Raw genomic sequence first — 14,918 nt, forward strand, 5'->3', positions numbered from 1 at the left:
AAAAGATTGTGTATTCAGTGCCAATTTTTGTTTATATCGGGACGAAGAGTTGTCCGGTGTAGATCGGTATTGCGCGGTATTGAGCGTTATTTCGCGGTATCTCTCGACATAGCTCGACATCGATGACATTCGAATTTACAAGCTTCAACTGAGATCAAGGTAGTCGAAGAATGAAAAAAAACGCCGGATTGAGGTATCCAGCGCTTTTACTCAAACGTAATGAATGGTGAATTACTCTGCGTTCATTTCTTTGATGAGGCGGTCATATTTTTCTACGTGCTTCATATTCCAGAGAATGTAGCGAATATCGACCTGAATTGAACGTGTGTTGGCCTTGTTGAAATCCCAGTCTGAAATGATCGAGTCCAGTGTGCCGTCAAAGGCCAGACCGATCAATTCTGCTTTGGAATTCAATGCGGCAGAGCCAGAGTTACCGCCAGTGATATCCAGTGTTGCCAGATAGTCGACTGGTACTGTTTTCAGTTTTGCATCTGCGTACACGCCAAAATCTCTGGCTTTAATTGCGGCCAATTCATTTGCAGGTGCGTTGAATTCACCGCTGCCTGTTGCTTTTGGTGGAATGCCATCGACCGTCGTGAAAGCAGTCCATGCCAGACCGTCAGCAGTGCCATGGTCGCGGCCAGCGATATTACCAAAGGTGACGCGTAAAGTGCTGTTAGCATCAGGATAAACGGCCTGGCCTTTACTTTGCATGAAGGCGATTTTGGCTTTCATGTAATTAGCGTAGGCTTGTTGGATGTTGCCTGACAGTTCTTCTTCTTCCGCTTCGCGTTTCAAACTGCTTTCGTACATCGCTGCCGCAGCTTTGATAAAGCTGTCGCTGCTCGATGCGAATTCTGTTGGTGTACGAGTCAACCATGCAGTACGTGTTGCCTTGTCGTTAAGTTTGCTCCCTGCATAAATCTGATCGAGTAATGTCTTCAGATCGGATTCCGACATGCCATCTTTGATGCCGATCGCAGCGTCGAAATTTGGATTTCTCTCCGCAGCAGGTTGCGCCACATATTGTTTGAGATTGTTGAGAACCAATGCTTTATCTACGCTTTCGACGTAGCTGCGTTCTACGGCTTCCACACCCGCTTTGATGCGCGGCAGATCTCGAACCTGATAACCAGATTTACGTTCTGCATCGGGTTTGAGGTTCTCATTTGCCAGTCGATATAAGACACGTGCGGAATTTAATAGGCGTGGGAACGAGCGATCCAGATAAAATTCATTTTTCTCCAGCGCATCGCGTTTTGCAATCAATTGTTCAATTTGTGCAATATCTTGCGCATATTCTTTAGCGCGTGCAGGATTCGCATTGACCCAGGATTTTAATGCGTCGTGTTCTTTCGTTTTGCGTGCGAGGAAATCGCTACCGGCATAGCTATCGAGCATGCCTTGGCGGTTTTTGTAGTAGTTATTGATGCCTGCAACCTGACTCGCGTATTTCAATTTTGCATCTGGATCGTTGGCAGTTTCTTTGGCGATGATAGCAAGCGATTCACCTGAAGATTTAACAAATGCCGGATAGCTCCAATCAAACGTGTGGGACACTTCCGACGGCAAACGATGACGGTTGGTGCGTCCAGGATAGCCGAGCGCCATCACAAAATCGCCTTCTTTGACGCCTTCTTTCGCTAATTTCAGGTGGAACTTAGGAACGTAAGGAACGTTATCTTTGCTGTAATCGGCAGCTTTGCCATCTTTGCTGACGTACGCACGATAAAATCCGTAATCTCCTGTATGACGAGGCCACATCCAGTTGTCGGTATCACCACCGAATTTGCCGACGCCTTCTGGTGGTGCATGAACCAGACGCACGTCGCGAATTTCCATTTGCTTAATCAGGTAAAACTCGAGGCCGCCATAATAAGGGTAGACGTTGCAACGATGACCGGCATCTTTTTCACATTCAGCGACTATGGCTTTAGAATTTTTCTCGATGGCATCAACGCGGCTTTTGCCAGTGAGTTTGGCAACATTTTTATCGATAATTTTATTGCTGACGTTGATGACGTCCTTGGTCACAAAAACTCTGGAGCCAGGCGACGCTGGCAATTCCTCATCCAATGTCTTGGCATAAAAACCGTTTGCCAGTAAATTATTCTCGGGCTTTGAATTATAGGCAACGCTGCCATATACGCAATGATGGTTGGTAATGACCAGACCTTGTGGTGACACAAACGACGCTGAACAGCCACCGAGGCTCACAATGGCACCCATAGGAAATTCTGTTAATTTCGTGAGTGTGGCGGGATCAAGTTTGAGGCCGGCTGCTTTAAGTTGTTTGGCGACCTGTGGCAATTGTTGTGGCATCCACATGCCTTCGTCGGCGTAAGCAATTTGGTAAATGCTGAAGACTGCCAGTGAAATAAGTGTCTTTTTCATCTTTATTATATAGAGTGAAGTTGTTGACTAGGTTTGGTAATGAATGGCATCGTGATTAATCGATGTGGCATAGAGCACAAAAAATGCCGGGTCGGCATTTATTTTATGTACTTTTTGCAACTGCCTGCTTTAGTGTCAAAATTGTTTAAAAAGTTCAAAAAAACTCGTAATTTCAATAAGTTTGCTTAAGATATGCGTTCTATATCCGGTGTCTTGCAGTGACTTTGACATTGGAATATGACTTTGTCTTATTTTCTATCGCTTTTAGATTGATGGAAGTCAAGAATAGCATCCAAGTTCAAAAAAAATAGCTACATGGTGTAAACTTAAATGATGCAAATCTATTTACCATTTTTAGCTGCGGCACTTTATATTGCCGTGCTGTTTGTTCCTTCGCGGTTGCGCACGGCAGGTGCGGGACTGAGTTTGCTCGCCTGGCTGTTGCATGGCGCCACGTTGTGGGGCAGCATTTTCGCCAGTGACGCGCTGCGTATCGGATTCGCCGTCATGCTGTCATCCGCACTGTGGGTGACCGTATCAGTCTATTTATTAGAAAATAGCAATTTTTCTCTTGATGGCTTAAAGGTCTTTCTGCTGCCACCAGTTGCTCTGGCTACGGTGTTACCCGCTATTTTTCCGGGGGCACTTATTTCATTGGCAGGTAAAACGACGATGTTCCCATGGCATGTTGCCGTTGCGCTGCTGGCTTACGGCACCCTGACCATCGCTGCTTTTCATGCGGTGATTATGACCCTGCAGGACAAACATTTGCACAGATTACGCACGAAGCCTTTGAGTCCTCGTTTGAATCAGATGATCGATAATCTGCCGCCGCTGATGAAAATGGAAAAAATTCTATTCCGATTAATTTTGCTGGGCTTTGTATTACTATCACTCACGGTTTTGTCTGGGGTGGTTTTTTCTGAGCAGGTGCTTGGAGTTGCCTTCAAATGGGATCATAAAACGATTTTATCGTTACTTTCCTGGATTTTATTTGCTGTTCTGCTAGTCGGACGCCATTGGCGCGGATGGCGTGGCAAAACGGTGTTAAGTTTTACCCTCTCTGGCTTTTTGACCTTGATGCTGGCATACGTAGGTAGCCGCTTTGTGCTGGAAGTCTTGTTACATCGGAGTCTGGCATGAAATTATTCGTATGGTTGATTTTAATCGTTTTAGTGATCCTCGCTATTCGCAAAAAAAGTAAGCCTCTGTCAACGTCAGGGGGCGATGGCGAGGGTGCTTCTGCCCGGTCGTTCCAAGAACCGGCAACAGAAAGTATGGTGTGTTGCGCTCACTGTCAGCTTTATCTCCCTGCTTCTGAAGCAGTGGTTCGTGCTGGTCAATCCTATTGTTCGACTGCGCATGCCGACTTACATTAGCACGGAAGATATGACATGAATATGTCGCTGATCTTTGCTAATTTCTCCAATCCAGCTCCCTCATTTTGGCGGTCTTTGCAAACCTTGAATGTGTCGCGGATTATTGTCGCGCTCTGTTTATTGTTTTTGCTCAATTTGCGCAGCCTCAGAGATATTTGGACTTACACCCACGTTTTGTCGCAGGATATTTGTCTTGTTTATCTGGTGACCAGCGTTTGTTTTACCCTGCTGAAAATCCTGAGTAAGAAACATTTTGCATTGCAATTGTTGTCGCAAATTGCCTGGGATATTTTCATTATTTCGCTGATCTATCTGGGTTCTGGTGGTGGTAAAGGTGGCTTGAGTATTCTATTTTTATTCCCGTTGGCTGGTGTTGCTATTTTGACGCCCTTGCTATGGGCATTTTTCTTTTGTTCGATTGTTAGTTTGCTGTTATTACTCGAAGGGGCCTATCAGTCATTTGCGCATAACGATGGCAATTTGATTTCACAGGCAGGATTATTTGGGGCAGCCTTTTTCGCCGTCGTCTATATGGTCAATCGGCTGGCGAGCAATTTGATTAGCCAGGAAAAACTGGCGACCCAACGCGGTAATGAACTGGCCATGCAACAGGCAATCAATCGATTGGTTATTGCCGACATGGGTGATGGGATTTTGGTGTTAGATCATTCCGGACGTATGTTTGAGATCAACCCAGCGGCGGAGCGTATGCTGGGGGGAAATCTAACCAAAGAAATGGGTGGCATCAAACTGTCTAATATTGTTGCTCTTCGTCCATTGACCGAAACGCTGACGGAAATGCGGTTGCGCAGCGCACAAAATACCATCGGTGTTATGTACGATGCGCCGGCGTATGTGTCTATCCCTTTTTATATGGATGACACGAAAACGATGCCCAAATCGCCCACCGAAAGTGGTCATGTTGGTGGGCGTGCCGAACGTCAACAGTTTGTGACCCATCTTAAATTGCGGTTCATGGCGGTGAAAGATGTCAATGAATTGCAGTTAGATGAACCTACCACTGACTATGTGATCATTTTCATGCAGGATGTATCAGATATTGAAAATCAAGCGCAGCAACTGAAATTAGCGTCGATGGGGCGCTTAACCGCAAGTATTGCACATGAAGTTCGCAATCCCTTATCGTCCATTTCATATGCCGCGTCGTTACTCAACGAAGATATTGCGCACATTGAAGACAATAAAGTTCAAGCCAAGCGCCTGTTAAAGATCGTTGATGACAATGTGACTCGCCTCAATCAATTGATTGAGGATATTCTCAAATTGTCACGGAAGGCGCGCAATGATGTCGAACCTTACTTCTTGATGGGGATCATAAAAACATGTGTGCAAGACTTTGTCGAAACAAAAAAGCTGCCACCTGACTTAATATCTGTGAGCGATGAGGTTGATTTTCAGATTCGTTTTGACCCTGGGCATCTGATTGAAATTATCACCAACCTGATGTCGAATGCCGTTCGCTACGCGAGTGGTAAGTCTCATAGTGTTCGCTTGTATGCAATAGTGAACAGTGCTGGGCGTCAGGAACTCCATATTCAGGATGATGGGTCACCCATCAGCTATGATGTTCGTGCACACTTGTTTGAGCCTTTTTATACAACATCCAGAATGGGAACGGGCTTAGGATTGTATATGGCACGTGAATTGTGTTTGAATAATCGTTCTTTGCTGGATTACGAATATCGTGTAGATCATGACAACGCCGAGCCAAGCGGCCGGTTTGTCATCAATTTTTCTGAAATTAACTCATGACCCAGAGCGCTGTAACACCTTGCCCCAGGATACTTGTCGTTGACGATGAAGCCCATCTGCGCGAGCTATTAGAAATTACGCTGATTAAAATGGGGTTGGACGTCGATAGCGCTGAAAGTATTGCTCAGGCACGTTCTTATCTCACCAAGAAATCGTATTCCTTAGTGCTGACGGACATGCGCCTGCCTGACGGCTCCGGTATGGATTTAGTTGCCGAGGTCAATTCTAACTATAAAAGTATACCGATTGCTGTGATCACGGCATTTGGTAGCGCAAATAATGCGGTGGTAGCACTGAAGGCGGGGGCGTTCGACTATGTTTCCAAGCCGGTAGCACTTGATCAATTGCGCAAATTAGTGCGATCAGCTCTGGAAATGAATGAGGTTGCAATAAAAGGTGTACCTGTAGCAGAAGAGACCGCGCAGGCTGCATCCGCATCATTTTTGATTGGTCGTTCCGAACGTATGCAAGCGGTACGGGCACAAATTGCGCGTCTCGCCCGTAGTATGGCGCCCGTGATTATTACTGGCGAATCGGGTAGCGGCAAAGAATTGGCTGCACGAGAAATCCATTCTCGTAGCGCACGTGCCAAGCAGCCATTTATTGCGGTTAACTGCGGCGCAATTCCCGAAACCCTGATGGAAGCCGAATTCTTCGGTTATCGCAAGGGCGCTTTTACTGGCGCTGTGGATGATCGCGAAGGTTTTTTTCAAGCAGCCAATGGCGGCACTCTGATGCTCGACGAGGTTGCTGACTTGCCGCTGGCGATGCAAGTAAAGTTATTACGTGCTATTCAGGAACGCAGCATTCGAAAAGTTGGCGCAACGACGGAAGAATTAGTTGATGTCCGGATTGTTAGTGCAACGCATCAAAACTTGTCACAATGTGTGGCTGAAGGTCGTTTTCGACAAGATTTATATTATCGTTTGAACGTCATTGAATTACGTTTGCCGCCTTTGCGTGAACGCCTTGAGGATATTGAAGACTTATCGACTGCGATATTAAGTAAGCTTAATTGCAAAGATATTGCAATTTCGCCTGATGCCTTGCACGCTTTAGCCACCTATTCATTTCCGGGCAATGTCCGTGAGTTGGAAAATATTCTTGAAAGAGCGGTCGCTTTTGCCGACGATTTCTGTATCGAAGTCGACGATCTGGTGTTGCATGGAAGTCAGAAATTACCAGAGAGACCTCCACAGAATGAAGCGGTGGTCGATTCTGGTAAATCGATAAATCTAAGGGCAAAAATTGGCGAGGAAGGATTTTTTTGTCCTCCATTTCCATGTTCATTACCTGAATTTCTTGACTCTATCGAAGCCGAAATGATCCGCCGAGCCTTACAGCAAACAGGAAATAACCGGACACAGGCTGCCGAATTATTAGGGGTCAGCTTCCGTCAACTACGCTATCAAATTCAGAAATTGAAAATTCAAGAATAGCGATTCACTCTTCCTTGCTCCGTTGTTGTTTATGGATTCTTGTTCGGCGGATGTTGTATTTCCGGATGAGCCTTGTCCTGATATTTCATGGTTGCTCCGGTGGATCTGGTTGTTCTGTGCGCGTTGAGCACGCCTTCTGCCCCTTCACCCAATAGCCTGTTTTTAGCGCCGAGTAGAAATCTTCGGCTGTAAAGACTCAGCTGATCATCCCTTTTCTGACTTTTCGTTAGTGCCCACTTACCCATTTTGATACGAATTTCTGTGGCTTCTTGAAAGTCAATTCCTAAAACCGAAATTTACATAAAAAATAAATCATTTTTGACCCTAAATAGCGGTTGCATCTCGCGAGGCTGGGTACTAGAATTAGGGCTAATCAAAATTTGTGCACTATATGTAGTGGTTTTTTCTTGTTTTACCTTTCTTGCTTCTTTTTCCCCTTTTCGCAATTGCAATTGATTTAAAAAATAAGAAATAGCATAACTTTTAGCGGTTTTTAGCGGAGTTTAGCTATTTGTAGTGATGCGCAACACCTGATCGTAACCGTGCGCGGCGAAGGTTTGTCTGACCGATTCGCCGTGTATCAAGATATAACTGACACTGGAGGCTCAATGCACTCTTCAACTGAAACATCAACGACTTCTATTATTGAAACAGGCTCTCTGCTGAGCGCTACTGGTTCACCTTCCGTGCCGACGACCGTCAATTATGGCGAATACCGTATCATTCGTCGTAATGGTGCTGTCGTAGGATTTGAGCCATCCAAAATCGCCATCGCAATGACCAAGGCATTCTTGGCCGTCAATGGTGGCCAAGGAGCCGCGTCAGCACGCATCCGTGAATTGGTTGAACAACTGACCGCGACCGTGGTCGCGGCTTTGCTGCGCCGCCAACCGACCGGTGGTACGTTTCATATTGAAGATATTCAGGATCAGGTTGAATTGGCGTTGATGCGTTCAGGTGAGCATGATGTCGCGCGCGCGTATGTGTTGTATCGTGCCAAACACCAGGAAGAACGTCGCTTGCAACGCGAAGCGCAACAGGCTTCGCAGGCGCAATTGCCGAAAATTCATGTCATGATTGATGGCGAACGCGTCGTTCTGGAAATCGAAAAAGTCCGGGCATTGATTACCGCGGCTTGCGTTGGCCTGGATAAATTAGCCGATGCTGAAGCGATCTTGACTGAAACGCTGAAAAACTTATACGACGGCGTGCCAGTGGAAGAACTGCATAAGTCCGCCATTTTGGCAGCACGTGCATTGATGGAAAAAGAACCAGCATACAGTCTGGTGACGGCACGCTTGCTGTTGCACACGATCCGTAAAGAAGTCTTTGCAAAAGAAGTTGCGCAGCAGGATGCCGCCGCCGAGTATGTGACTTACTTCCCACAGTTTATCCAAAAAGGTATCGCAGCTGAGTTGCTCGATACTAAATTAGGCGAATTTGATCTTGAGCGTCTGGCGAAAGCTTTGGTGTCGGATCGTGATCTGCAATTTAGTTATATTGGTCTGCAAACTTTGTATGATCGCTATTTCTTGCACGTCCGCGGTACTCGTATCGAAATGCCACAAGCCTTCTACATGCGCGTTGCGATGGGACTGGCGCTGGAAGAAAAAGATCGCAATGGTCGCGCTATCGAATTTTACAACTTGTTGTCCAGCTTTGATTTCATGAGCTCAACACCAACGCTGTTTAATTCTGGCACGTTACGTTCACAACTGTCGTCTTGCTATTTGACCACCGTTGCTGATGATCTGGCTGGTATTTATGACGCCCTCAAAGAAAATGCTTTGTTGGCGAAATATGCCGGTGGACTGGGTAATGACTGGACGCCAGTACGTTCACTTGGTGCGCATATTAAGGGAACAAACGGTAAATCTCAGGGGGTAGTACCGTTCCTGAAAGTTGTTAACGATACGGCAGTCGCGGTGAATCAGGGCGGTAAACGTAAAGGTGCAGTTTGTGCGTACCTGGAAACATGGCACATGGATATCGAAGAGTTCCTCGATTTGCGCAAAAATACCGGTGATGACCGTCGTCGTACGCATGACATGAATACCGCCAACTGGATTCCTGATCTGTTCATGAAGCGCGTCATGGAAAAAGGCGACTGGACGTTATTCTCGCCATCGGATGTGCCTGATCTGCACGATAAATTTGGTAAAGCCTTTGAGCAAGCCTACCTCGGCTACGAAGCCAAGGCAGCTACGGGTGAATTGGAGTTGTCTAAAAAAGTGCCGGCACTTGATCTGTGGCGCAAAATGTTGTCTATGTTGTTTGAAACAGGGCATCCATGGATTACGTTCAAAGATCCTTGCAATATCCGTTCGCCACAACAACATGTGGGCGTGGTTCACTCTTCCAATCTGTGTACAGAAATTACCCTGAACACGAACGAATCAGAGATCGCTGTATGTAATTTGGGTTCGGTCAATATGCCAGCCCACATGAAAAACGGCAAACTTGATCACGCGAAATTGCAAAAAACAATCCGTACAGCGATGCGTATGCTTGATAACGTTATCGACATTAACTACTATGCAGTACAGAAAGCACGTGAGTCGAACTTGCGTCATCGTCCGGTTGGTATGGGTATCATGGGATTCCAGGATTGCTTGCACATGATGCGTGTTCCTTATGCATCGAACGAAGCTGTACAGTTCGCCGATACATCGATGGAAGCCGTTTGCTATTACGCTTACCTGGCATCAACTGAGTTAGCGGAAGAACGTGGCACCTATAGTTCATACAAAGGTTCGTTGTGGGATCGAGGCATCTTGCCGCAAGACTCGCTTAAAATGTTGGCAGACGAGCGCGGCGGTTATCTGGAAGCTGATTTCTCGGAAACAATGGATTGGACTGTGGTTCGTGATCGCGTCAAACAACATGGTATGCGTAACTCCAATTGTGTGGCGATTGCACCGACGGCAACAATTTCTAACATTATTGGCGTTTCCGCATGTATCGAACCAACATATCAAAATCTGTATGTGAAATCGAATTTGTCCGGCGAATTTACGGAAATTAATGAACACTTGGTTCGTGACCTGAAATTGCGCGGGCTATGGGATGAAGTCATGATCGCTGATTTGAAATATTTCGACGGCAGTCTGGCGCGTATCGATCGCATCCCAGAAGATTTGCGTGAATTGTATGCAACCGCATTTGAAATTAGTCCATCCTGGTTGGTCGAAGCGGCATCCCGCCGTCAGAAATGGATTGATCAGGCGCAATCATTGAATATATATATGGCAGGTGCTTCCGGTAAAAAACTGGACGAGACCTATAAATTAGCTTGGTTGCGTGGCCTGAAAACAACTTATTACCTGCGTACTATTGGTGCAACGCATACAGAAAAATCCACCTCGAAAACAGGTGCATTGAACGCTGTGGCGGTTGATGGTGGCAATACTGGTTTTAATGCATCGCCAGTAGTTGCAGCGCCGGCCTCAACGGCAGCGCCAGAAGCAGAGGGTGCCGCTTGCTATTTGCGTCCAGGTGATCCTGGTTTCGAAGAATGCGAAGCCTGCCAATAAAGAAGGTAGTCACTCTTAAAACGTGATCATTGCTATAAAGAGTGAGCGAAGGTGAATCCGACGATTTGTAAGAACCACCTTCGCTCTTTCAAGGACTTGTTTGCATCACTTGTCTTTTGTGATGCCAAGTCAAATTTTGTAAGGAATAAATAAATGTTATCTTGGGATGATGAAGTCGCCCCCGCCGCTCCAGTGTTCAAACCTGCGCCGCAGCCACAAGCTACTCTGCAACAACAAGAGATCGCGCCAGTGCAGGCTGTAAAAGCGGAAACAGTGAGTGATGATGATATTGCGCGCCGCGTCAATGCTGCCGATAAACGTATCATCAATGGTCAGACGGATGTGAACCAATTGGTACCATTTAAGTACAAGTGGGCGTGGGATAAATATCTGGCTGGCTGCGCAAATCACTGGATGCCCCAAGAGATCAATATGCAACGTGATATTGAATTGTGGAAAAATCCAAACGGTCTGACCGACGATGAGCGCCGCCTGGTTAAGCGTAACCTGGGTTTTTTTGTGACTGCTGATTCGTTGGCTGCGAATAACATTGTCTTAGGAACTTACCGACATATTACGGCGCCAGAATGCCGTCAGTACCTATTGCGTCAGGCGTTTGAAGAAGCTATTCATACACATGCGTATCAGTACATTGTTGAATCGCTGGGTTTGGATGAAGCTGAAATTTTTAATGCCTATAATGAAGTTGAGTCAATTCGTGATAAAGATCAGTTCCTGATTCCATTCATTGAAGTGTTGACGAATCCTGAATTTAAGACTGGCACGACGGAAGCAGATCAGACTTTGCTGCGTTCACTCATCGTCTTTGCATGCTTGATGGAAGGTTTATTTTTCTATGTTGGCTTTACGCAAATTCTGGCTTTGGGTCGTCAGAATAAAATGATGGGAGCAGCGGAACAATATCAATATATCTTGCGCGATGAATCGATGCATTGCAATTTTGGGATCGATTTAATCAATACGATTAAGATGGAAAATCCACATTTATGGACTGCAGCGTTTCGTGATGAAATTAAATCGTTGTTTTTGCGTGCGGTGGAGTTGGAATATCGCTACGCAGAGGATACAATGCCGCGTGGAGTGCTCGGATTAAATGCGCCGATGTTTAAAGGATATTTACGCTTTATCGCAAATCGCCGTGCACAGCAAATTGGTCTTGATGCTTTGTTTCCGCAGGAAGAAAATCCTTTTCCATGGATGAGCGAAATGATAGACCTGAAAAAAGAACGCAACTTTTTTGAAACGCGCGTGATTGAGTATCAAACCGGTGGAGCTTTGAATTGGGAATAAATAGCTGAAATAAGCGCCCCGATTCCTGAAATGGAATGCTCACGGTTTGCACGAGATGTAAAACTCGAGAGGCCTCACCAAACTGAATGGACAGTCTAAGACTACATTGCTTTGAACTGTTAGTGCCGCAATTCCTGGCAAGGCTGGGACTTGCGGCTTTTGGTCGTGCTCTGCGTGTTCTACAAAAAGATACCGACGCCGGCATGTAATGCGGGCGTTTTTTTTGGTTTACCACTTCCACTGATAAATAGAAGAGTAAATCATATGGCTGAAGTGCTGCATTTACAGAGGCAATGCAGCAGTTCAGCCGGTGCCGTATTCATTAGCGCAAACAGCTTACTTGTTTGTGCCTTTGAATAATCCGCTTGAAAGGATAGAGCGGATTTTAATTTTCACCTGATTTTTTCCATCTCGATCGAAGGAGAAACAAAATGGCAACAGCACCACAACCGTCACCAGACGAAGCAGCAAAAAAGCCTGCGAAAAAAGCAGTAGCAAAAAAGGCAGCTAAACCAACAGCAAAAGCAGCCGCTAAGCCAGCCGCAAAAGCAGCAGCTAAGCCAGCAGCAAAAGCAGCTAAGCCAGTCGCAAAAGCAGCAGCTAAGCCAGCAGCAAAAGCCGCTAAGCCAGCAGCAAAAGCAGCAGCTAAGCCAGCAGCAAAAGCAGCAGCTAAGCCAGCAGCAAAAGCCGCTAAGCCAGCAGCAAAAGCAGCTAAGCCAGCAGCAAAAGCAGCAGCAAAAGCAGCAGCGAAGCCAGCCGCAAAAGCAGCTAAGCCAGCCGCAAAAGCAGCTAAGCCAGCAGCTAAAAAAGCAGCAGCGAAGCCAGCAGCAAAAGTAGCAGCGAAGCCAGCAGCTAAAAAAGCAGCAGCGAAGCCAGCAGCTAAAAAAGCTGCAGCAAAACCGGCAGCTAAGCCAGCAGCAAAAGCAGCAGCTAAGCCAGCAAAAGCAGCGAAGCCAGTAAAAGCAGCAGCGAAGCCAGTAAAAGCAGCAGCGAAGCCAGCAGCAAAAAAAGCAGCGGCCAAGCCGGCAGCAAAAGTGGCAGCTAAGCCAGTAAAAGCAGCAAAAGTAGCAGCGAAGCCAGCAAAAGCAGCAGCGAAGCCAGCGGCAAAAAAAGCAGCAGCTAAACCAGCAGCAAAAGCAGCAGCAAAACCAGCAGCAAAACCAGCAGCAAAAGCCGCCGCCAAGCCAGCAGCAAAAGCAGCAGCAAAGCCAGCAGCAAAAAAAGCAGCAGCTAAGCCAGCAGCAAAAGCAGCAGCTAAGCCAGCAGCTAAGCCAGCAGCAAAAGCAGCCGCTAAAAAACCAGCAGCGAAAAAAGCGCCCGCAAAAGCAGCAGCTCCTGACGCAAAAACAGTTGTTAGCGCAAACGCAGCATGGCCTTTCCCAACTGGCAATCGTCCAGCATAATCGTTGATATGCTTGGATGCCTGGTTTAATTCAGGCACAATACCCACTGCGTGACTCGTCACCCGGTGGGTTTTTTTTAAGGATAACTTGTGTTGCACGAAATTCTATCTTTTGTCATCAATACGGTGACTGGGCTGCTGGCGGGGTTTTTGCTGTTGCGGTTTTGGATGCAGGTACAGCGGGTTAGGCCGCCTGTCGCCTTAGCACAAGCTATTTTTCAATTGACTGATTGGATTGTGCATCCTATACGTCGGATTGTGCCTGGGTTCCGAGGGTACGATTGGGCGAGTTTGATCGCCGTGTTCCTGGCTGCTTTTTTATCAATGGCGCTGGATTTTTGGCTATTTTCACGCCTGCCATTTGTTGCTATCGCCGTCATGTCGTTATTTCGAGTGATTCAATGGATAGTCTATGGTTTGATGGCGCTGCTGATTCTTGAGGCGATTTTTAGCTGGGTGAATCCACATGCGCCATTTGCACCATTTATCCGCGCTTTGAATGAGCCAGTCTTGCTTCCTTTACGAAAAATTCTGCCTCCATTTGGCGGCTTGGATTTTTCGCCTATGGTAGCGTTGATTTTGCTCCAGGTAATGAATCGTGTCATGGCGTCCCTGCAGGACGAAGTACTGAGCAAGGTAGTTTTTTTTAGCTAAGACGCAGTTTTTCTGGTGCAGCAGTGGATTGTCGTACGATCAATTGTGAACGCAGCATTTCACGACGCATTGGTGCATCAGGACGTGCAATACGGTCGACCAAAATTTGCGCAGTGAGCTGACCAATTGCGTGTTTAGGCTGCGATATCGTGGTTAACGGTGGGGTGCTGAACGAGGCTAATGCAATGTCGTCGTAACCAACGACTGATAGCTGCTGTGGGATTTTGACATTGGCTTGATTTGCTGCGCATATACCACCTATCGCCATCAGATCATTACTTGCAAATATGGCCGTTGGTCTGTCTTCTTTCGAGAGTAATTCCTGAAAAGCATCAAATCCGCCTTGGCTGGTAAAGTCACTGTGAATGAGATAGGTTGGGTTAAATTCAATCCCAGCCTCTTGCAATGCCCTTAAGTAGCCCGTGACGCGACCACCACTTGGTAACAATGTTTCGGGGCCTGCAACGCAAGCGATTTTTTGATGTCCCAGACTAATTAAATATCGGGTGGCGTCGTATCCACCTTGTACATGGTCCGCTTCAATCAAATCCGCTACGACCCCTGTTACCTCTCGATCTACCAGCACTTTGGGAATGCCTTCATCAGCCAGTATTTGGGTCAGATCTTCATCGGTACCGGACGATACTAAGATCAGACCATCAATGCGTTTTTCCATCAAAACGCGAATGTAGTCGGCTTGCTTTTTAGGATCATCGTAAGAATTGCACAAAATAATGTTATAACCGAGCTTGAACGACGCATCTTCAATGCCTTGAATGACTTCGGCAAAATACGGATTGGAATTATTTGGAATCATCATCCCTATCGTATGCGTGCGATCATTTTTTAAGCTGCGTGCAACCGCGCTAGGGATGTAGCGCAATTCCTGGATGACGGACAATACTCGTTCACGCGCATCTTCGCTAACGACGCGCGTATTATTGATCACATGGGAAACGGTCGTGGTAGAGACCCGCGCTTTTTCTGCGACTTGCTTCATTGTTGCCATATAAATCCTGCCTTTCTGTGCCTA

The 14,918-nt window shown here is 46.6% G+C and carries 9 protein-coding genes and 1 pseudogene; 8 read left to right on the top strand and 2 right to left on the bottom strand.

Annotation, left to right across the window (positions count from 1 at the left end):
- Window positions 1-231: 231 nt before the first annotated feature.
- Complete coding sequence (locus tag ACO0K1_RS02375) at window positions 232-2,394, bottom strand: S46 family peptidase (protein WP_423022300.1); 2,163 nt, start codon at window positions 2,392-2,394, stop codon at window positions 232-234.
- 333 nt (window positions 2,395-2,727) lie between these two features.
- On the opposite strand from ACO0K1_RS02375, the gene ACO0K1_RS02380 reads away from it, so the two are divergent.
- From ACO0K1_RS02380 to ACO0K1_RS02415, 8 genes and pseudogenes are all read left to right on the top strand, one after another.
- Window positions 2,728-3,537, top strand: coding sequence for a cytochrome C assembly family protein (locus ACO0K1_RS02380; protein WP_423022385.1), 810 nt, complete (start codon window positions 2,728-2,730; stop codon window positions 3,535-3,537).
- Window positions 3,534-3,773 (top strand): PP0621 family protein, encoded by a 240-nt coding sequence (locus ACO0K1_RS02385; RefSeq protein WP_423022302.1) that lies wholly within the window; start codon window positions 3,534-3,536, stop codon window positions 3,771-3,773. Before ACO0K1_RS02380 ends, ACO0K1_RS02385 begins: the two co-directional genes overlap by 4 nt.
- A gap of 15 nt (window positions 3,774-3,788) precedes the next feature.
- Window positions 3,789-5,546, top strand: coding sequence for a sensor histidine kinase (locus ACO0K1_RS02390; RefSeq protein WP_423022304.1), 1,758 nt, complete (start codon window positions 3,789-3,791; stop codon window positions 5,544-5,546).
- Window positions 5,543-6,985 carry a sigma-54-dependent transcriptional regulator gene (locus tag ACO0K1_RS02395; RefSeq protein ID WP_423022306.1) on the top strand — a complete coding sequence of 481 codons (1,443 nt, stop codon included), beginning with the start codon at window positions 5,543-5,545 and terminating at the stop codon, window positions 6,983-6,985. Before ACO0K1_RS02390 ends, ACO0K1_RS02395 begins: the two co-directional genes overlap by 4 nt.
- Before the next feature lie 608 nt (window positions 6,986-7,593).
- Complete coding sequence (locus tag ACO0K1_RS02400) at window positions 7,594-10,518, top strand: ribonucleoside-diphosphate reductase subunit alpha (RefSeq protein ID WP_423022308.1); 2,925 nt, start codon at window positions 7,594-7,596, stop codon at window positions 10,516-10,518.
- Between the two features lie 153 nt (window positions 10,519-10,671).
- Window positions 10,672-11,829 (top strand): ribonucleotide-diphosphate reductase subunit beta, encoded by a 1,158-nt coding sequence (locus ACO0K1_RS02405; RefSeq protein ID WP_423022310.1) that lies wholly within the window; start codon window positions 10,672-10,674, stop codon window positions 11,827-11,829.
- A gap of 668 nt (window positions 11,830-12,497) precedes the next feature.
- Window positions 12,498-13,232: pseudogene (locus tag ACO0K1_RS02410) on the top strand (hypothetical protein); the annotation flags it as partial.
- Between the two features lie 89 nt (window positions 13,233-13,321).
- Window positions 13,322-13,885, top strand: coding sequence for a YggT family protein (locus ACO0K1_RS02415; RefSeq protein WP_423022312.1), 564 nt, complete (start codon window positions 13,322-13,324; stop codon window positions 13,883-13,885).
- On the opposite strand, the gene ACO0K1_RS02420 is transcribed toward ACO0K1_RS02415, so the two are convergent.
- On the bottom strand, window positions 13,878-14,894 hold the full coding sequence (locus tag ACO0K1_RS02420) for a LacI family DNA-binding transcriptional regulator (RefSeq protein WP_423022314.1): 1,017 nt from the start codon (window positions 14,892-14,894) through the stop codon (window positions 13,878-13,880). The genes ACO0K1_RS02415 and ACO0K1_RS02420 overlap by 8 nt on opposite strands.
- Window positions 14,895-14,918 lie beyond the last annotated feature (24 nt).

Origin of the sequence: Undibacterium sp. SXout20W, from assembly GCF_049340285.1 — a bacterium.
Classification (GTDB): Bacteria; Pseudomonadota; Gammaproteobacteria; order Burkholderiales; family Burkholderiaceae_D; genus Undibacterium.

Excerpts from the sequence above, each read along its gene's own strand:
- ACO0K1_RS02375 (WP_423022300.1), bottom strand. The coding sequence starts at position 2,394 with ATGAAAAAGACACTTATTTCACTGGCAGTCTTCAGCATTTACCAAATT.
- ACO0K1_RS02380 (WP_423022385.1), top strand. The coding sequence starts at position 2,728 with ATGCAAATCTATTTACCATTTTTAGCTGCGGCACTTTATATTGCCGTG.
- ACO0K1_RS02385 (WP_423022302.1), top strand. The coding sequence starts at position 3,534 with ATGAAATTATTCGTATGGTTGATTTTAATCGTTTTAGTGATCCTCGCT.
- ACO0K1_RS02390 (WP_423022304.1), top strand. The coding sequence starts at position 3,789 with ATGAATATGTCGCTGATCTTTGCTAATTTCTCCAATCCAGCTCCCTCA.
- ACO0K1_RS02395 (WP_423022306.1), top strand. The coding sequence starts at position 5,543 with ATGACCCAGAGCGCTGTAACACCTTGCCCCAGGATACTTGTCGTTGAC.
- ACO0K1_RS02400 (WP_423022308.1), top strand. The coding sequence starts at position 7,594 with ATGCACTCTTCAACTGAAACATCAACGACTTCTATTATTGAAACAGGC.
- ACO0K1_RS02405 (WP_423022310.1), top strand. The coding sequence starts at position 10,672 with ATGTTATCTTGGGATGATGAAGTCGCCCCCGCCGCTCCAGTGTTCAAA.
- ACO0K1_RS02420 (WP_423022314.1), bottom strand. The coding sequence starts at position 14,894 with ATGGCAACAATGAAGCAAGTCGCAGAAAAAGCGCGGGTCTCTACCACG.